This window comes from Aquimarina aggregata (assembly GCF_001632745.1).
GTDB classification, from domain to species: Bacteria; Bacteroidota; Bacteroidia; order Flavobacteriales; family Flavobacteriaceae; genus Aquimarina; species Aquimarina aggregata.
In genome coordinates, this window is sequence record NZ_LQRT01000024.1 from 617,941 (window position 1) to 636,049 (window position 18,109).

At 32.2% G+C, this 18,109-nt stretch carries 24 protein-coding genes; 10 read left to right on the forward strand and 14 right to left on the reverse strand.

Features of this window, described 5'->3' with window-relative positions:
* Positions 1–44: 44 nt before the first annotated feature.
* The 8 genes from AWE51_RS17915 (at position 45) to AWE51_RS17950 (ending at position 5,091) form a co-directional block, all read left to right on the forward strand.
* Positions 45–896 (forward strand): universal stress protein, encoded by an 852-nt coding sequence (locus AWE51_RS17915; protein WP_066316198.1) that lies wholly within the window; start codon positions 45–47, stop codon positions 894–896.
* Between the two features lie 11 nt (positions 897–907).
* Positions 908–1,327: a hypothetical protein gene (locus AWE51_RS17920; protein ID WP_066316206.1), complete on the forward strand. Its 420-nt coding sequence runs from the start codon at positions 908–910 to the stop codon at positions 1,325–1,327.
* Between the two features lie 96 nt (positions 1,328–1,423).
* Positions 1,424–1,843, forward strand: coding sequence for a hypothetical protein (locus AWE51_RS17925; protein ID WP_066316208.1), 420 nt, complete (start codon positions 1,424–1,426; stop codon positions 1,841–1,843).
* A gap of 93 nt (positions 1,844–1,936) precedes the next feature.
* Positions 1,937–2,380, forward strand: coding sequence for an Hsp20/alpha crystallin family protein (locus tag AWE51_RS17930; RefSeq protein WP_066316209.1), 444 nt, complete (start codon positions 1,937–1,939; stop codon positions 2,378–2,380).
* Positions 2,381–2,477: 97 nt separating this feature from the next.
* The gene (locus tag AWE51_RS17935) at positions 2,478–2,921 is read left to right on the forward strand and encodes a hypothetical protein (protein ID WP_066316211.1); all 444 of its coding nucleotides are present in this window, start codon (positions 2,478–2,480) and stop codon (positions 2,919–2,921) included.
* A 7-nt stretch (positions 2,922–2,928) separates the two neighbouring features.
* On the forward strand, positions 2,929–3,429 hold the full coding sequence (locus tag AWE51_RS17940) for a hypothetical protein (RefSeq protein WP_066316213.1): 501 nt from the start codon (positions 2,929–2,931) through the stop codon (positions 3,427–3,429).
* 38 nt (positions 3,430–3,467) lie between these two features.
* Positions 3,468–4,106, forward strand: coding sequence for a hypothetical protein (locus AWE51_RS17945; RefSeq protein ID WP_232517405.1), 639 nt, complete (start codon positions 3,468–3,470; stop codon positions 4,104–4,106).
* Complete coding sequence (locus tag AWE51_RS17950) at positions 4,087–5,091, forward strand: NAD(P)-dependent oxidoreductase (protein ID WP_066316219.1); 1,005 nt, start codon at positions 4,087–4,089, stop codon at positions 5,089–5,091. The genes AWE51_RS17945 and AWE51_RS17950 overlap by 20 nt, the downstream gene beginning before the upstream one ends.
* Here the strand turns inward: AWE51_RS17950 and AWE51_RS17955 are convergent.
* The 5 genes from AWE51_RS17955 to AWE51_RS17975 all read right to left on the reverse strand — a co-directional run bounded on the left by AWE51_RS17955 (position 5,080) and on the right by AWE51_RS17975 (position 9,254).
* On the reverse strand, positions 5,080–5,493 hold the full coding sequence (locus AWE51_RS17955) for a DUF6691 family protein (RefSeq protein ID WP_066316223.1): 414 nt from the start codon (positions 5,491–5,493) through the stop codon (positions 5,080–5,082). The genes AWE51_RS17950 and AWE51_RS17955 overlap by 12 nt on opposite strands.
* Before the next feature lie 4 nt (positions 5,494–5,497).
* A complete protein-coding gene (locus AWE51_RS17960) occupies positions 5,498–6,055 on the reverse strand; it encodes a YeeE/YedE family protein (protein WP_066316226.1) in 558 nt (185 codons plus the stop codon).
* A 110-nt stretch (positions 6,056–6,165) separates the two neighbouring features.
* Positions 6,166–6,939: a patatin-like phospholipase family protein gene (locus AWE51_RS17965; protein ID WP_066316228.1), complete on the reverse strand. Its 774-nt coding sequence runs from the start codon at positions 6,937–6,939 to the stop codon at positions 6,166–6,168.
* A gap of 22 nt (positions 6,940–6,961) precedes the next feature.
* Entirely contained in the window at positions 6,962–8,383 is a 1,422-nt protein-coding gene (gene cls / locus AWE51_RS17970; RefSeq protein ID WP_066316230.1) for a cardiolipin synthase, read from the reverse strand.
* Positions 8,384–8,414: 31 nt separating this feature from the next.
* Entirely contained in the window at positions 8,415–9,254 is an 840-nt protein-coding gene (locus tag AWE51_RS17975; protein ID WP_066316232.1) for a universal stress protein, read from the reverse strand.
* A gap of 207 nt (positions 9,255–9,461) precedes the next feature.
* Here AWE51_RS17975 and AWE51_RS17980 point away from each other — a divergent pair, with 207 nt between their 5' ends.
* On the forward strand, positions 9,462–10,400 hold the full coding sequence (locus AWE51_RS17980) for a hypothetical protein (protein WP_157766162.1): 939 nt from the start codon (positions 9,462–9,464) through the stop codon (positions 10,398–10,400).
* Complete coding sequence (locus AWE51_RS17985; RefSeq protein ID WP_066316236.1) at positions 10,397–11,356, forward strand: glycogen-binding domain-containing protein; 960 nt, start codon at positions 10,397–10,399, stop codon at positions 11,354–11,356. Before AWE51_RS17980 ends, AWE51_RS17985 begins: the two co-directional genes overlap by 4 nt.
* Before the next feature lie 18 nt (positions 11,357–11,374).
* Here AWE51_RS17985 and AWE51_RS17990 read toward each other — a convergent pair whose 3' ends face one another.
* The 9 genes from AWE51_RS17990 to AWE51_RS18030 form a co-directional block, all read right to left on the reverse strand.
* On the reverse strand, positions 11,375–11,842 hold the full coding sequence (locus tag AWE51_RS17990; protein ID WP_066316238.1) for an MORN repeat-containing protein: 468 nt from the start codon (positions 11,840–11,842) through the stop codon (positions 11,375–11,377).
* A 92-nt stretch (positions 11,843–11,934) separates the two neighbouring features.
* Complete coding sequence (moaA, locus tag AWE51_RS17995; RefSeq protein ID WP_082832500.1) at positions 11,935–12,987, reverse strand: GTP 3',8-cyclase MoaA; 1,053 nt, start codon at positions 12,985–12,987, stop codon at positions 11,935–11,937.
* Positions 12,980–13,891 (reverse strand): bifunctional molybdenum cofactor biosynthesis protein MoaC/MoaB, encoded by a 912-nt coding sequence (gene moaCB, locus AWE51_RS18000; RefSeq protein ID WP_066316242.1) that lies wholly within the window; start codon positions 13,889–13,891, stop codon positions 12,980–12,982. The genes moaA and moaCB overlap by 8 nt, the downstream gene beginning before the upstream one ends.
* Positions 13,892–13,943: 52 nt before the next feature.
* Positions 13,944–14,387: a molybdenum cofactor biosynthesis protein MoaE gene (locus tag AWE51_RS18005; RefSeq protein WP_066316245.1), complete on the reverse strand. Its 444-nt coding sequence runs from the start codon at positions 14,385–14,387 to the stop codon at positions 13,944–13,946.
* 7 nt (positions 14,388–14,394) lie between these two features.
* On the reverse strand, positions 14,395–15,489 hold the full coding sequence (moeB, locus tag AWE51_RS18010; RefSeq protein WP_066316247.1) for a molybdopterin-synthase adenylyltransferase MoeB: 1,095 nt from the start codon (positions 15,487–15,489) through the stop codon (positions 14,395–14,397).
* A 28-nt stretch (positions 15,490–15,517) separates the two neighbouring features.
* On the reverse strand, positions 15,518–15,754 hold the full coding sequence (locus tag AWE51_RS18015; RefSeq protein ID WP_066316249.1) for a MoaD/ThiS family protein: 237 nt from the start codon (positions 15,752–15,754) through the stop codon (positions 15,518–15,520).
* Positions 15,738–16,322: a molybdenum cofactor guanylyltransferase gene (mobA, locus tag AWE51_RS18020; RefSeq protein WP_066316251.1), complete on the reverse strand. Its 585-nt coding sequence runs from the start codon at positions 16,320–16,322 to the stop codon at positions 15,738–15,740. The genes AWE51_RS18015 and mobA overlap by 17 nt, the downstream gene beginning before the upstream one ends.
* Before the next feature lie 15 nt (positions 16,323–16,337).
* Positions 16,338–16,673: a winged helix-turn-helix domain-containing protein gene (locus AWE51_RS18025; protein WP_066316257.1), complete on the reverse strand. Its 336-nt coding sequence runs from the start codon at positions 16,671–16,673 to the stop codon at positions 16,338–16,340.
* A gap of 125 nt (positions 16,674–16,798) precedes the next feature.
* Complete coding sequence (locus AWE51_RS18030) at positions 16,799–17,974, reverse strand: molybdopterin molybdotransferase MoeA (protein WP_066316259.1); 1,176 nt, start codon at positions 17,972–17,974, stop codon at positions 16,799–16,801.
* Positions 17,975–18,109 lie beyond the last annotated feature (135 nt).

The following is an 18,109-nucleotide window of genomic DNA, read 5'->3' on the forward strand; positions in this document are numbered from 1 at the left end:
GGATACATTTATTTTTATATAAATCAATTTAAAAAACCATACAGATGAGAAAGAAAATTTTATTACCTACAGATTTTTCCAGAAATGCTTGGAATGCTATTACATATGCAATAGAACTTTATAAAAATGAAGATTGTGATTTTTATGTTTTAAATACCTTTAGTGTTACCGGATATGGTTTAGAAAGTATGATGGTGCCAGAACCAGGTGAAAAATTATATGAAGAGGCAAAAGAAAAATCAGAAAAAGGATTAGGCAAAATTCTAGAAAGACTAACATTTAGAGATGATAATCCAAATCATAAATTTTATATGGTTTCTCAATTTAGCTTATTACTAGACGCTATCTTGGATTTGGTCGAAAAAAGAGATATCGAGATGGTTATCATGGGGACCAAAGGTAATACAGATGCAGCAACCATAGTATATGGTAGCAATACTGTTCTTATCATGGAAAAAGTAAGAAACTGTCCTGTAATGGCAATACCTCAAGATACATTATATCAGGAACCTAAAGAAATTGTATTTCCCACAGATTATAAAACAAGTTTTAAAAGAAGAGAGTTACAGCATGTTATAGAAATAGCAAAAATTAGCAATGCAGCAATACGGGTATTATATGTTTCAGATGGAGAACCATTGACCCAAGAACAAGAAAATAACAAGAAATTGTTAGAAGAAAACTTTGATACCATACAACACACTTTTCATGTACTACATAATGTTGATGTAAAAGGAGGATTAAGTGCTTTTGTAGAGAGTAGAGAGAGTGATATGATCACTTTTGTAAACAGAAAGCATAGTTTTTTTGGAAGTATATTTTCAAAACCGATGGTTAAGAATTTAGGATACCACTCTAAAGTTCCCGTTTTAGCATTACATGATATCAAAAACTAAAATATAAAAAGATGAAGAATATAGGAATTTGGATAGATAAAGAAAAAGCTCATGTTATCAAAGTAACCGATAACCAAGAAGAAATGATAACAATACTGTCAGAGATTGATACTTTCAAAATTTCTGGAGGATCCGGAACTCGTTTTAAAGGCGGTCCACAAGATGTTGTTCATGATAGTAAGTATTTAGAAAGAGAGAAAAAACAACATAAAGAGTACTTTAAAAAAATAGCACAGCTACTAAAAGAAGCAGATAAAGTTGTGATTTTTGGACCTGCAGAAACAGGGCAAAAATTTAATAAAGAACTTAAAGAACACTATGCAGATATTAGTAAAAAAGTAAAAGATGTACTTAGGGCAGATAGTATGACTGATAACCAAACAAAAGCCCTTATACGAGAGTATTTTAATACAAATAATACGTTTGCCTGATCTAGTTGTCAAAAGGATCTTAGTTTGGTAATCTCACTAGTATCGCATTTTGAATGTTAATTCACATAATTTTTCTTCAGTTTAAAACTAATACTAATGAAATCAACAGCGATTGCATCTCAAAAAGAACTTAAAAACCTTCATCTTGATAATCTGGATTGGAAATCAAATCTAGAGTTTATAGAATCCGAAGTAAAGTTTATCAATCAATTATTAAACTCGTATGTATTTGAGCCTACTACTCCTAATCTTTTTGAACGGTTACAAGAGTATAAGATTACTATGAAAACACTAGAAAAAGATATTTCAAAGTTACATCAAGAGATACGAAAACATGAAAGCGAATTAGGAGGGATGCTAGAATGTGATACTATTTCTTGTGATAATTATTATTATAAAGATCACCTGATATTACAACAAGATTTTGATGAGTTTTATCAAAGGTTTAAAAAATTGAAATCTGAAGTTTTTAATTATGCTGGCGGTATACTCAAAAAAAATAAGAAAGACTGTTAGAGGGCAATAAACTGATATTTATCATTTTAAGAAAGCTGTTGTATGTCTAACTTTAATACTCAAAATAATCAATAACATTAAAAACGTAAAAACATGTCACTAATTAAATTTAACAAGAACAGATTTCCTTGGTTTAATGACCGAGCATCTAACTGGTTGGGTACCGATGATTTTTTTGCAGATGATTTTTTTGTAAGAGATAGAAGTCTACCTGCAATGAACCTAAAAGAAAACGAAGATGCCTTTGAAATCGAACTCGCAGTTCCTGGTTTTTCTAAAAATGATATTGAAGTAACCATGGAAGACGACGTATTGCATATTTGTGCAAAAAATAGTAATGAGGAAATAGAAGAAGATAACGGTTATAAGCGTAGAGAGTTTAGCTATAATGAATTTGATCGTAAGTTACAATTACCTACTAGTATAAACCGAAATGAGGATGTAAAAGCTAAGTATACCAATGGTATTCTTACTGTAAAACTTTTAAAAACAGAAGAGGCCAAAGAACAACCTAAAAAAATTATAGAGATTAATTAATTTTAATAGGTAAGACAGAGGATAAAAAGGGGCATCATTATCCTCTGTCTTTATGAAATTGGATGTCTTGTGATTGTAAAACTAAAATCTAAAACCGATGAAAACGCAAGCACCAAACACAAAATATGTAGCATGGAAAAGTCCAGAAGAATTATATGAAACCTCTTTGCATTGGATATCAGAATTAAAGTTTATCAAGGATGAGCAGCAATTTTTAACTAAACTTGTTGAAGAGCATACACTACACCTTATTTCTAAAGAAAATTATAGAAAAAGTAAAGTCATCATACAAGAACTAGCATATAAACAAAAGATGATAACTCCTTTACTAAAGAAAATAATTAATCACCATAATGAACTTTTAATACTTGTTGATGATCTAGATGAACTTGTAAAGGAAAAAGAATACAAGCAACATCATCGAGTACTATTACAAGAGGTTAATGTATATTTTAATCATTATAAAGAACTAAAAAGAACAATTTTTAATTTGATCAAAACGATCATGAAAGAGAATAAACAAAAGCGATTATTAAGTTGATTTTTTAATGAAAAGAACAGCCATAATAGTAGTCTTTTTAGTTTCAATGAGTTTTATAGGCATTTGGATTTGGTATGCGTATAAATATGAGATGGATACTGTAATACCAATTAAGGTAAAGGATTCAAGTCTAACTACTAAAGTGTTAATAGCCTCGCAGGGTAGTAGTTTTAAAGATTCTTTGGTACTAGGTATGCTAAGGCATTATCAAAATGAGGATATCTATTTTAAAGTGATAGATGCCTACACATTTTTTACTGTAGATATTGATAAATGGGATGCTATAGTAATTATTAATTCTTGGGAATATAATCGTCCTCCATTTAATCTCAGGAAATTTATTAAAAACCACCCTGATCAGTTAGATAAACTAATTGTTGTTTCAACTGTAGGTAGCAGTAATATAGTGTTAAAAGATGTTGATGTGATATCAGGAGAATCTATAATAACCAAAGCCCCAAAATATACTACCATACTGGTAGAACGATTAAACAAAATAATAAAGTAAATAGGGATACTATGAATAAGCGATATATATATCTTTTCATGATCATCGGACTTTTTTATAGCTGCTCATCTAGTGAGTTAGTCGAAAATTGGAAAAATCCAGAAATAGATACTTTTGAAGCACAAAAAGTGCTGGTCATTGGCATATCATCAAACGATAGTAACCGAAAAGTATTTGAAAAGAAACTTGTAACAGAACTAGGTAAGAATGGAGTTAACGCAGTAAGAAGCCTTGATTTTTTTGAAGAAACCTTTACGAGTACTCCTAGAACAGAAGAGGATATACTTGCTTTAGAGTCACAATTAGTCGAAAAAGAATTTGATGCGATATTACTTTCCAAAGTAGTAAGAATAGAAGATAAAGTCAGTACGGTACAAGCATATAGAAATTTAGATAAAACATTTAATAATTTTAGAGATGATTATTATGAAAATCAAGAAATCTATTATAACGATGGGTATTACGAAGAATACCAGGTTTTTCATGCAGAGTCGTCTCTCTATTGCATTTGTTCTGATAAAGACAAAGAATTAATATGGAAAGGATCAATAGACATCACCGAACCCGAAAATATTAAAAAGGCAGTTGGTGATTATATAAAAGTATTGGTTTGGGCTTTAAAAGGACAGCGATTATTAATCATTGAAGATTTTGAAGATGAAGATATTGACTTATAGTAGTAAAGATTTTGAAATTCCTTTTCTCGAAAAATCGAATAATGAGGTACATCATGTAAAATATATACCAGATCACCTTACATCAAAAACGGCAGCACTAGCTATGGGGTTTGATGCTATTTGTATTTCCCCCGCAGATGATGGGTCAACTATGGTGTTAGAACGATTAAAAGACTTTAATATAAAATATATTGTTCTTCGATCTACTGGGTATGACAATATCAACTTGACTACTGCCCAAAAACTAAATATTAAAGTAGCTAATGCTGCGGGATATTCACCGATTACCATTGCAGAACATGGGATTGCGCTATTATTAGCAATTAAACGTAAGCTGATCCAAGCTAACCAACAAGTAAATGCGTATAACTTTTCTCTAAGTAACTTGGTTGGGACCAATCTAAATCAAAAAACGGTAGGAGTCATTGGTACGGGTAGAATAGGCAAAGCATTAACCAAAATACTATATGGCTTTGGTTGCACTATTGTGGGGCACGACATTCAAGAGGATAAAGAGTTAGTCGAGCAATATGATATGAAGTATATGGATCTTGAAAACATATGCAGACAATCCGACATTATTTTTTTGAGCACGCCTTTAAATACCCAAACATATCACCTTATTAATAAGAGCTGTATGGATCTTATGAAAAAAGAAGTTATAATTGTCAATATTGCACGTGGTGCAATAGTAGATATAAAAGATATTATCACCGCTTTGATATCAAAAAAAATAGCAGCTTATGCCGCAGATGTGTATGAGTATGAACAAGGGGTTTTCTTCTATGATCGTTCTAAAAACAAACCAGATGATACAGTATTAAAACAACTTATCGATTTACCTAATGTATTGCTCACAGCACATCAGGCTTTTGCTACTAAAGAAGCATTGACTACTATTGCAGATACGACCTTTTGTACCATTAACTGTTGGGCTCAAAACAAACCGAGTATGCATGAACTTATTCCTGCATTAGTGGGGTAACTTATGTTTTATAATACCATATAAAAAAGTACCTAAAATAGAAGAAATAATAACAATTAGGATAGGTAAATATCCTGCGCCTAATAATACAAACATAGGGCCAGGACATGCACCTGCAAGTGCCCAACCTAATCCAAAAATGATCCCACCGAACATATATCTTTTAAAACTTCTGTTTTTTGGTTGAATTTTTATACCCTCCCCGTCAAGCGATTTTATATTCAATTTTTTGATGAGCTGAATTACGATAATACCAAGACCCACTGCAGAACCGATGATGCCGTACATGTGAAAAGATTTAAACTGGAACATCTCATAAATTCTAAACCACGAAGCTGCTTCGGACTTAAATAATACAATCCCAAAAAAAATCCCGATGAATAAATATATAATTGAACGCATATGGTTAAAAAATTAAAGGAAAAATAAAATGAATCATGAGTAGGCCTCCGATAAAAAAGCCAATAACTGCAATTAGTGATGGTATTTGCAAATTACTTAATCCAGAAATGGCATGGCCAGAGGTACAACCACCAGCATAACGAGCCCCGAAACCTACTAGTAATCCACCAATAATTAGAAAAATTAACTGTGATGGATCTGAGAAAATTGCATTGGCAAATAATTCATTGGGTAAATACGCTTCTCCTGCGCTTTTAAAACCTTGGTTTTGCAGTTTACTAATCACTTCTGGATGCAAATCAACAGCAGCATCTTTGGTTAAAAAATTAGCGCCAATGTATCCACCTATTATAGTCCCTATTGCTACAATTAAATTCCAACGTTGTGCTTTCCAGTCAAATCTAAAAAAATCTGCTGCTTTACCGGCGCCACACATAGTACACATGGTTCTTAAATTTGAAGACATTCCAAATTGTTTCCCAGTAATTAGTAATGCAAACATTACCAAAACAATTAATGGCCCAGAGATATACCATGGCCATGGATCAAAAATCCAATTCATTCTATAAAATTTAGGTACAAATTAACCTGAATAAAAGTAAATTGTATGTGACTTATGTTACATAACCATAATTTTGCAACCTTTTATCATATAAATATTGACTTTGCTATTTAGGTAGCATTAAAGTATTTGTCTAATTGTAGTTTAGCTTCTTGATATCCTAAATCAAGAACCTTATCAAGATTACTACTGCTAAAAATCCCATGATTAACGAGCTTTTTAGGTTGTATTACGATATCACAATGTTTAAATTTCATTTCGGCATTAGGCATAGCTCTAAGATAATACGCACGCTGCATTACGTTATAGGAATGCTTAAAATCAGAAATTTTGGGTTTTTTTATGGGGGAGACGTCTACACCAATAATCATATCACATTTTTGAAGAAGAGGATCTATAGGAAAGTTGTCTAAAATTCCGCCATCGGCATACAATTCTTCTTCGATCATGATAGGTGTAAAAACTCCAGGAAATGCCGCCGATGCTAAAATCGGTTTGATCAATTGTCCTTTGCTAAAAACTTTTACGGTACCCTCGATAAGATTTGTTGCGGTGATAAAGAGTTTCTTATCCAGGGCTTCAAAAGAATTATCAGGAAAGAAGTTTTCGAGATCGTCCTGAAATTTTTCAGAATCTAGAAACCCCGCTTTTTTTCGGGTAAATCGATTAAAATTAAATATGGATGTTTTTGTGAAGAATTTTTTGATTTCATCAGGAGAATATGCCCCTGCATATAAAGCTCCTGCAATTGCTCCTGCACTAGTGCCAGAGACAAAATTGGGGATAATACCAGCTTCTTCAAGAGCACGTATCACACCTATGTGAGCAACGCCTTTAAATCCGCCTCCTGATAGTACTAGTCCTATGTTTTTCGGTATTTCCATATGTATTAAAACATTACAAATATTATAAAACAGGGCTAAAAACTTTAGCAATACCTTCTTTTAATTTGTGATGCCACGGTCTTTTTACAAAGGTATCATAGTTTAACTGAATACTTTTATGACAGTCATTCAAAAAATCGTTTTTAAGTGAAATCGCAAAAGAATCATCATAAATTACAGCATTTACCTCATAGTTTTGTTCAAAACTTCTTATATCTAGATTCGTCGTTCCTACAGATGATATCGTATCATCAGATACTATAGTTTTACTATGTACAAATCCTTCAGGGAACAAATAAATTTTTACTCCAGCCTGTAATAATCTTTCAAAATAAGAACGAACACACCACTTAACAATTGCATTATCTGATTTTTTGGATAGTAATAATCGTATATCAACGCCGCTCATAGATGCGACTTTTAGTGCATCTAATATAGATTCTCCAGGAATAATATATGGATTGGTAATGTATACATAATCCTGAGCTTCATTAATTATAGAAAAATACATATGTTGTGTTGCCGAGAAATCAGAATCTGGACCACTGTGCACTATTTGTGCTGTGGATCCTATTGCATTTTTATGAGGATAAAAATAAGAAGTTTTTAAAATGTTGTCATCAGAACTTACTAAATACCAATCCATAGCAAAAATAGCTTGTAAGCTATGTACAATAGGGCCCTCTAGTTGAAGATGCATATCATGCCAGGCACCTAGATTGGGATCTCCTTGTACATATTTATCCGATACATTAATACCACCGGTAAATGCAATCTGATCGTCAATAACGATAATTTTGCGATGATTTCTATAGTTTATCGATGATAAGAATTTTCCAAACCTAATCGGTAAAAACTTATAAATTTCTACTCCTATTTCTTTAAGTTTATTGATATACACTTTGTTTAAGGATATGCTTCCGATACCATCATAAAGAATGCGTATGGCGACACCTTTCTTTATTTTTCTTTCGAAGAGTTCAAAAAGACCTTGAGATAATTTCCCTTCTTCAAAAATATAATACTCTAAATGTATAAAATGCTTTGCTTTTTCAAGGGCTTCAAATATTGCTTGAAAGGTTGCGTTTCCATTTTTTAAAAGTCTTAAAGAATTTCCGGTAGAAGGTGGAAAAGATGAATTCTTAGTGATAAGAGACATTATTTTTTGATGCTCTTTTCGTTCTTGATCGGTAATAAATTCATGATACTTTTGTACCTCTTTGATATATGAGTTTATTTCAGAAGTATGTTTGAGACGAAATAATTTATTTTTCCTTCTATTTCTGCCTAACATTAAGTAAAGAAACATTCCACCCACAGGAATCGTAAAAATAGTTAGTAACCAGGCCAAAGTTTTTGTTGGGCGCATGCCATTTAATAGTAACCTAATAACAATACTAACTCCTATAAGGATGTAAAAAGAGAAGGCAATATAAAATAACATCTAACTATTTTTAGTTGGCCATCTAAAGATATTAATTTGTATGCATAATAAGAAGAGGAACTCTTGTGCCATAACTTATTTTTGACGTTTCTGAACCATTAAAGAAACGATCTAGAAACGTTTCTCGTTGTATAAACATAGCAGTCATATCAACATTCATGATTTGTATAAAACTAGCAATAGCTAAAGCTGTTGGAACGTTGATAATAGAATGAAAAGTATGATTGATACCTTTAAAAAACTCTTTCATATGTTTTTTGTCATCAAAATCGGCAATGGTTACCGTCTCATCTTCCTTAATTTTAAGAATGCGTAATGAGGCTTTATGTTTTTGAACAGTATCTAATAAAGGTTCGATACCATCTTGGTTAAAATAATCATTATAATCTATCGTATACAAAACTGTTTTAAGTTCTTTAAACTGATATCCTTGAGGGATTGCAATTACAGGGCAATCTATTTTGCGAATTACATTAAGTGTATTACTACCAAAAACTATTTCATTAGCTCCAGTAGCACCATTTGTTCCCATCATGATAAGGTCAATGTTTTTAGAACGAACCGCTTGTTTTATTGCATCGGTGAAGGTATCATAATCGGTAATACTTTTAAAAGTATAGTTTTCTTGGGGATGCTGTTCTTGTAGTTTTTTGATTAAGATATCAAGTTTCTTTTTTGCATCGCTAATAACCGATTGATGTATTGACGTATTTGCAGGAGCAACCATTAAATCATCCGACGTGTAATGAGATGCTTTTTGTACGTTAAGAATATAGAAAGTACACAATTCATGTTTAAAAAAATGCATAGCATAGTCGATAGCATTTTTTGCGTTTTCAGAAAAATCTGTGGGTAATAAGATATTTTTCATAGTCCTCGATTTTAGTATTCTTAAAAATAAATAAGAAAGGTTATGATTACTATGATATTTATCATTCTGATCATTTATAGCCCAAAATCTTATGGTTATATTCGACTTAAGCAATTACTGGTATAAAAATGTAACAAAAGGACATGTTTTGGAGTCTTACATTATATGTCAAAGAGTATACTCCATATCATTTTTTGCTTTTTTGCGGTGAGTAGCCTTGCATTTAATAATGGACATAGTTTTTATTTGGATAATGAAACTATTGTTTTTTCTAAAGCTGAAATTTTAAATGAGTATACCGCTAGAATTCCTTTTAAACTCGTAGATAATTTAATTGTTGTAGAGGCAGAAATTCTTGATAAAAAAGGAGATTTTATAATTGATACGGGGTCTGAAGTACTTATCCTTAACGAGGTTCATTTTCCATTACAATACCAACACCCTTCAAGAAAAAAAGAAGCCTCTGGAGTGATTTCGATTACTGATAATACATTTGAGCAGCAAGTCAAGGAATTTATTCTTCAAAATTTTAATTTAAAGAATAAGATGTATAATACGGTAAACTTATCGCATATTGAAAAAAGCAAGAAAATACGATTATTAGGGGTTATTGGATATAGTATTTTAAAAGATTATGAAGTATTTATAGATACTTACCTTAATCAAATTACACTAACTAAAGTAGATAAGTTTGGTCAAAAATTAGATGAAAATGTATATGCTGAAAAAATTACAGATAGTATTGACTTTAAGTTGAAAAATCACACCATCGTGCTCAATGGTTTTGTAGGGAATCAAGAAGTTAAGTTTGGTTTGGATAGCGCAGCAGAATTTAATCAGATTAATAAAAAAGTAGGTAGAAAAGTATTGAAATACTTTTATCCGAAGAAGCGATTGATTTTATCTGGAGCTAGTACTGATCAAATTGAAGTAATGGCAGGAAAATTGTTTCGAGTAAAATTAAGTAAAACAATTTATTTTGGACCCATGAATACTGTTTTGACTAATTTAAATAGAATGAACGAGGCCTTTGGAACCAAACTAGATGGTGTTCTAGGATTTGAGTTTTTTCAACAAAAAAGAACTATCATTAATTATCAGAAAGAAAAGCTTTATTTTGTAGACTACCCAATATTGAGATATTGAAAAAGAATATTTTACATAGCATTTTGTTAATTCTTGTTTGTACGAGCGAACTCTTATATGCCCAAAAAGATCCTTTTAAAGGGTACAAGATCGAAGGCGATATGTTGGTATTTGTTTTTGATAAAAGAGATTATGAAAAAGCTACAGGAGCTAGCCAAAAGATTAAAATAGAAAATCTAGATATTAAAAATGTAGTTGTAGCAGGAGAATTTAATGGCTGGTCTAAAGATAAATGGGAGATGATTAAGATTGATGCCAATAGATATGAACTTAGAAAAAAACTAAGTGATTTTACAGATGAATTTTCTTGGGAGTTTAAATTTGTAATTAATAATGCTTACTGGGCAGAACCTTCACGTAAAGACAAAAATATAACGAGAGCATTCGAAAACGGTTATGCACTACCCGCATATAACTTAAAAATGTATATAGCGTATCCGGATAAAAATGGTAATGCAACTTTTACGCTTAATGGATTTAATAATGCAAGAGAGGTTATTTTAAGCGGTAGTTTTAATAAATGGGATGAAGATATGTTTAGTATGATCAAAAATGAAGAATGCTGGATATTAACTCTAAATATAAGACCAGGAACGTATCAATATAAATTTATAGTCGACGGTAAATGGATGGAAGACCCTGAGAATCCTAAAAAGGTAATTAATGAATTTAACGGATACAATTCTGTGTTGGATATTCAAGGTTCTTCTAACTTTTTGCTTAATGGATTTCAAAATGCTAAAAAAGTAATTCTGTCTGGTTCATTTAACGAATGGTCAGAAAACACTTGTGAAATGAACAAGACAGAAGAAGGGTGGAGGCAAACATTAATGTTATCTGCTGGCAAATATCATTATAAATTTATAGTCGATGATAAATGGATACTTGATCCAGATAATCCCGTAAGAGAATATGACTATAACGGAAATATTAATTCTGTTTGTATTGTAAAATAATACACTTTAAGAGATTAGTTATTTTTTACTATTATCAACATAAAGATCTTCTTGCCAGACACCTTGTTTTACAATAGCTCCTGCAGTATCAAATAACTTTCCTTTACCGTTTTGCTTATCGTTTTTCCACTTTCCAGTGTATTTTGTTCCGTCTGCCCAATGCATAGTTCCTTTACCATGACGTTGATTGTTTTTAAATGCACCTTCATAATAGTCGCCATTTGGCCATGTGTACGTTCCTTTTCCTGATATTTTATTGTTTACAAAACTACCAGAGTATTTTGCAGTGTCAAACCAGATAACAATACCTTTGGATAAGGATCCGTTTAAGACCTCTACGTCAAAAATTGCCCCTTGAGATTTAAACTTATACCATCCGTTGGTTAATTTGGCAATATGTCGAGTCGGAACGTCATTAAGGCTTTGAGCGGTACTATAAAAAATGGTTCCAAGAACAAAAATTAGTAAAAAAATATTTTTTTTCATGTTTTTCCTTTTCTTATTATTGTCGCATTAAGTAAAGGAATACTTACAATAGTTAAGAAAATAAGATTAAAAACGCGTAAAAATGTAGTGGTTTAACCGCCAATAGTAATCATGCTACGATTATTTAGATGTGCATCACTTTCTTTAAATTTATCAAGAGTATCCATGCCATTACGTATTTTTAATTTAGACTTAATAGCTTGCTGGATTATAGTGTGAATAGGTTTCCCTTCTCTTAAAGGTGTTAATAAGTCGGATTCTTTAGAAGAAAACAGGCAATTTTTTATTTGCCCATTAGCTGTAAGACGAATTCTGTTGCAACCATCACAAAATGGATTAGTAACCGAGCTAATAATTGCAAAAGTCCCTTTATGATTTTTTATTTGATAACTTTTGGTAGTATCGTTAACAGCGTCTTTTAACTTAATAATATTTTCTGCTTTGAAATTTGAATTTACTTGTGAAAGAACCTCTTCTAGGGAAACTAGTTTGTCCATATTCCATCGATTACCATCAAAAGGCATAAACTCTATAAAACGAACCTGAATGGGTAGGTCTTTAGTTATAGTAACAAAATCAATAATTTCATTATCATTAAACCCCTTCATAAGGACACAATTTACTTTTACATAAAACCCTTCTTTAACTAATAAAAGAATATTTTGATATACTTTTTCAAAATAAGATCTTCTTGTAATGTCTTTGTTTTTTTGAGCATTTAAAGAGTCTAAACTTACATTTAAAGTCTTAATACCACATTTCTTAAAATGATCAATAAATTTATCTACAATAACACCATTTGTAGTTAAGGTGAGCGAAACAGGAAGTGAGGCTAATTTTTCCATGATTAAGGCTGCATCTTTACGAACTAAAGGTTCCCCACCAGTTAAGCGTATTTTTGTAACTCCTCTGTCTACAAATTCTTTAGCTATTGTATAGATCTCTTCATAGGTCATGATGTGGTCCTTAGGAGATAATTGAATTCCTTCTGCAGGCATGCAATAGGTACAACGAAGATTACAACGTTCGGTAAGAGAGATACGCAGATAGTTGTGTTTTCTGCCAAAGGTATCGGTTAATATGTCTCCTGTTATAGATTCTAAAGGTTTTGAAAACCTTTGTGAACCTGTATTTGATTTAGTCATGTCGTGCTCCTTTCAAAATTCTAAATACATGAAGTATTTCTGGAAAAATAGCATCCATAGATTCTTTTGCACCATTGGTAGAACCTGGTAAAGCTAGGACTAAAGTGTCCTTAATGGTTCCAGCAACACTTCTTGAAAGCATAGCATAAGGCATACGATCTTGTCCATATTTCCGTATAGCTTCTTCGACTCCAGGAATAGTTCTATCTAAAAGGGGGCGTAGTGCCTCTGGAGTTACATCACGTCCAGATAAACCGGTACCTCCTGTGTAGATGATAAGATCTGCTCCCAGTTGTTGATATGTTCTTGCCTTTTCTTGAATGATTTCAACTTCATCAGGAATAATTATATAATCTTGAATTTCTACTTCACAAGATTCTAATTTTGCTATGATTGCTTTACCCGCTTTATCTTCTTTTTTACCAGCCGAAATTGTATCAGAACATACGATAACTGCAGCTTTTAAATCTCTTCTAAATTTGTCTTTGTAATCAGACTTACCTCCTTTTTTAGTAAGAAGTTTAATATGATGAATTTCTACACCTTTATCTATCGGTTTAAGCATATCATACATATTTAAGGCTACAACACTAGCCCCGTGCATTGCTTCAACTTCTACGCCTGTTTTATAGATGGTCTTTATAGTTACTAATATCGTAATTTCAAGATTTTCTATCGAGTAGTCAATGCCAGTATATTCTATGGGTAATGGGTGGCAATCAGGTAATAAATCTGGAGTTTTTTTTACTCCTAATAAGCCAGCAGCTTTACTCATGGCAAAAACATCACCTTTAGGAACAGTACCATTTTTAATAGCTTTGATAGTCTCAGGTTTGCTAACCTTTACAATGGCTTGGGCTGTTGCAATTCTTAATGTTGATGTTTTTTGTGTGATGTCTACCATCTTATTTATGTTTCAATTTTATACTGTGATTAGATAGTTGTTGTATCAATTTTTAAGTGTTTTGTTTCCACTGATGTGTTTGATCTTCGAAAATTTCTTTTCCAAACACGGGTACATCTGCTTTGATCGCTTCAACAACATATTCTAAAGCTTTAAAAACAACTTTTCTTCTTGGTGAAGAGACAAAAACAAAAAGACAAATTTCTCCGACTTCTACTTTACCAAGGCTATGATAGATGTGCATACAAGTAAGGTCAAATTTCTCAAATGTAGCTTCACGAATTTCATGAAATTTTTGATTGGCCATTTCTTCGTAAGCCGTATAATCTATAGCAGTTACCATTTTACCTTCAATCTCATCTGCGCGAACCTGCCCTAAAAAAATATTATGAGCACCAATACTTGTTTTAGATTGATGTTTTGCAATAGAAGTACCTATAAAATCTGATGATATAGGCCCTTGTTTAAATACGTTTTTGAACTTCTTTGTTTCCATATGTCTTTTATACTTCTTTTACTGCTTGATACTCAGAAAGTGCAATTGCTCCTCCTTTGATATGTGCTATGTTATTGAACCCGTTGTCTAGTAATAATTCTGCGGCTTTTTTGCTTCGAATTCCTGATTGACAAAAGAGTATAGTTTCTTTTTCTTTTGAAATATTTTGAATCTCTTCTAGAAGTTTGCCAAGTGGGATATAAATAGGTGCTAGATCTTCAATTTTGGGTTGTTCATGAGGCTCTCTTACATCAATATATTGTACATTATTTTTAGAGAATGCTGCTTCTGCATCAATTTCTACGACCTGAATAATTCCACAAAAAGTATCATAATTCATGGTTTCAAAATCATTCTGTAAAGCTTTAGTTTTCGAAATTTGTAATTCAGATCTATGAATTTTGAAAGCTGAAGATTGCATAGTTAAGCAATCAAATTGCAATAATTTTCCGTTAAGAATGTCTCCTAAATCAAGTACAATTTTTAGTACTTCATTAGCTTGCATACTACCAATAATACCAGGTAGAACACCTAACACTCCGATTTCTGAACATGAAGGAACGCTACCTGCTTTAGGTGGTTCGGGAAATAAACATCTATAGGTAGGACCGTTTTTATAGTTAAAAACGGCAACCTGCCCTTCAAATTTAAAAATAGCCCCATATACCAGTGGTTTATTCATTAATATACAGGCATCATTAACTAAATACCTTGTCGAGAAATTATCGCTTCCGTCCACAATAATATCATACTTAGAAAAAAGTGAGCACGCATTTTTTGTAGTTAGCTTCTCGGGATAAGCAGTAATGGTAACCTCAGAATTTAAATCGGTAAGTCGTTGCTTTGCAGCAATTGCTTTGTTAATACCTAAAGAGCTGGCACCATACAATATCTGTCGATGTAAATTTGAAGATTCTACAACGTCAAAATCAATAATACCAATAGAACCAATACCAGCAGCTGTAAGATACTGAAGTATAGGGCACCCTAATCCACCAGCACCAATGACCAATACCTTAGCATTATCTAATTTTTCCTGACCGGAAACACCAATTTCTGGAAGGATAATTTGTCTGTGATATCTAGAATTAAATGAGCTCATTATTTATCTTTTGTACTTTTGTTTTTATTCATCCTCCTGCAAAAGGAGGCAATAATGCTATTTCAGTTTCTGTAGTTATTGCATAATCATGAGCAACAAGCTCTTGATTAACGGCTACTTTAAAATCTTTATTACTAAGTTTTGGGTGCTGCTTTTTTAAGCTAATTAATAACTCAGCTACAGAACAGGTATCTATTTGTAATTGTTCTTCAGAAATTGATGTGGCTTCGGCCAACATTCCAAAATATTTAATGGTTAACTGCATTTTTAATTACTTTAAAATCATCAACGGTATTTATATTGGCTACCAAAACACGTTCTTTTTCAAGAATTGAAATCGTTTTTACTTCTAAAGCTGAAACAAGTTTTCGTAAGCGTTTTTCATTGGCATCTAATAATTCGATACATTTTTTGGCACATCGCTTTTTATATAAAGCAATCAACGGAATTGTTTTTCCGTTATCTTCAAATTGAACAACGTCATATATTTCTTTATCTTGAAGAGATAGCTTTTCTAATAACAATCTATTAATTAATGGTACATCGCAACTCACTACAAAATTTGAAGGAGTATTTGAATGTGTTAATCCAGTATGTATTCCTGCAATAGGGCCAGAGTCTGGAATAATATCTTCTACCCTTTTGTGTGCAAATTGATCATAATCTTTAGTATTGCTTACAATGATTATTTCAGATACCAACGGTTGCATTGCTTCGATGATATGTTCAACAAATGTTTTATTATTATAGACTAGCAGGCCTTTATCACTTCCCATTCGAGAGCTTTTGCCTCCTGCAAGTATAATTCCTGTAATGTTTTCTTCATTATTCATCGTATCATGAGCACTTTATATAGAAACTTGTTTTAGTTCTTTATCAAGAAACTCCCAACACCTTTTATTAATAGATTCGAATGTGTCGATGACCTTTTCTCCGTACCCAGTTAACTTAGCCCCACCGCCTCCTTTGCCACCTGTTGCGGTTATAACAAGAGGTTGTTTGGCAGTTTTGTTCATACTATCCAATAAATTCCATGCCTTTTTATAAGACATATCCAAAGAGCTTGCGGCTTTACTTAGCGAACCTTGTTTTGAGATTGCTTTAAGCAAACGAACTCTTCCTTCACCAAGGAAAACCCCATCTTGTGATTCAATCCAAATTCTACTTTTAATCGTGTATTCCATAATACCAGCGTTCGGTTTTTAAAGATACAACGATTTTTTAGGTTATGTTTTTGTTTATAAAAATTTTAGCAAATAAAGATTTTTCAGGGGGTTATTTTAATGATATTTATCATTTTTGAAGCTATTTATGGCAAATTAATGACTTGCACAGTGTCACCAACGTGTACTTTAGAAATGTCCTCTGGAAGATAAACTATAGCATTAGCAAGCGCAAATGATCTAAGCATAGAAGAGGCTTGCCCATCTAAAATCGTAACTTTTTCATTTTCCATATGTGCTTTTAGAAACTCTGCTCTTTGACCTTTTTTAGTGTATTCAGAATCAGAAATTACAGTACGCCAACTTAATTCATAGTTGCGATATCCAGAGATTTTTAATAACGAAGGAAGTACATAAATATAGAAACAGCTTAAAGAAGAGGCAGGATTGCCAGGTAAAGCAAATATAGTTTTATCCTCTTTTTTGGCAAAGTACAGAGGCTTACCAGGTTTTTGCTTTACTTTATAAAAAACTTCTTTAACATTTAGTGCGCCAAGCGCTTTTCCTACAAAGTCATAATCTCCTACAGAAATACCACCAGATATTAGTACCACATCATGGGTGTTTATCATTTGATCTAGTAGTTGGCGAGTAGCTTCATAGTCATCTGCTACTTTGTGGGTAACAATATCAGTAAAACCCGATTTTGCCAATGTTGCTGCTAACATAACAGAATTACTTTCATATATCTGTCCATGAGCAAGAGTTTGTCCAGGAGGCACTAATTCGTTTCCTGTGGCAATAATTGCGATGGTAGGTTTTTGGTAAACAGTAATAGTGGTGATCCCTAAACTTGCCAAGTATCCAATGCCTGCAGGCGTTATTTCGGTTCCTTTTGATAGCGCAATATCACCTTTTTCTATTTGTTCACCAGCAGGGCGAATATTACTATGTAGTCTAGCTGTTTCTTGAAGAGTAATTGTAATATTGCTAACAGTTACTTTTTCTTGCATGATTACTGCTTTTGCAGTTTTAGGAACCGGTGCACCAGTAAAAATCCTGATAGCTTCTCCCTTATGTAATAGTATCTCTTTTTCATCACCAGCTTTAACTTCGCCAATCAGTTTAAAAGTCATATCATCAATAGAACCCAAAGCATATCCATCCATTGCAGATTGGCGAAAAGGAGGCATACTTATAGGAGAAGTAATGTCTTTTGCTATAATGAACCCTAAAGATTCAGATAAAGGTAAGGGGATCGTTTTCGGCGTAGTTTTTGTGTGGTTTTTAGTGAATTGCAGTGCTTGTTGTACAGATATCATAGTAAATCTTTTCTACATGCAAAGGTGCAACGAAATAATCAAATTTGATAATTGAGAAGGAATAAGATTTAGATTCTCAATTAATTGATAGAATTTGTAAAATCCTTAAAAAATAAAAATATATTTACACGTTAT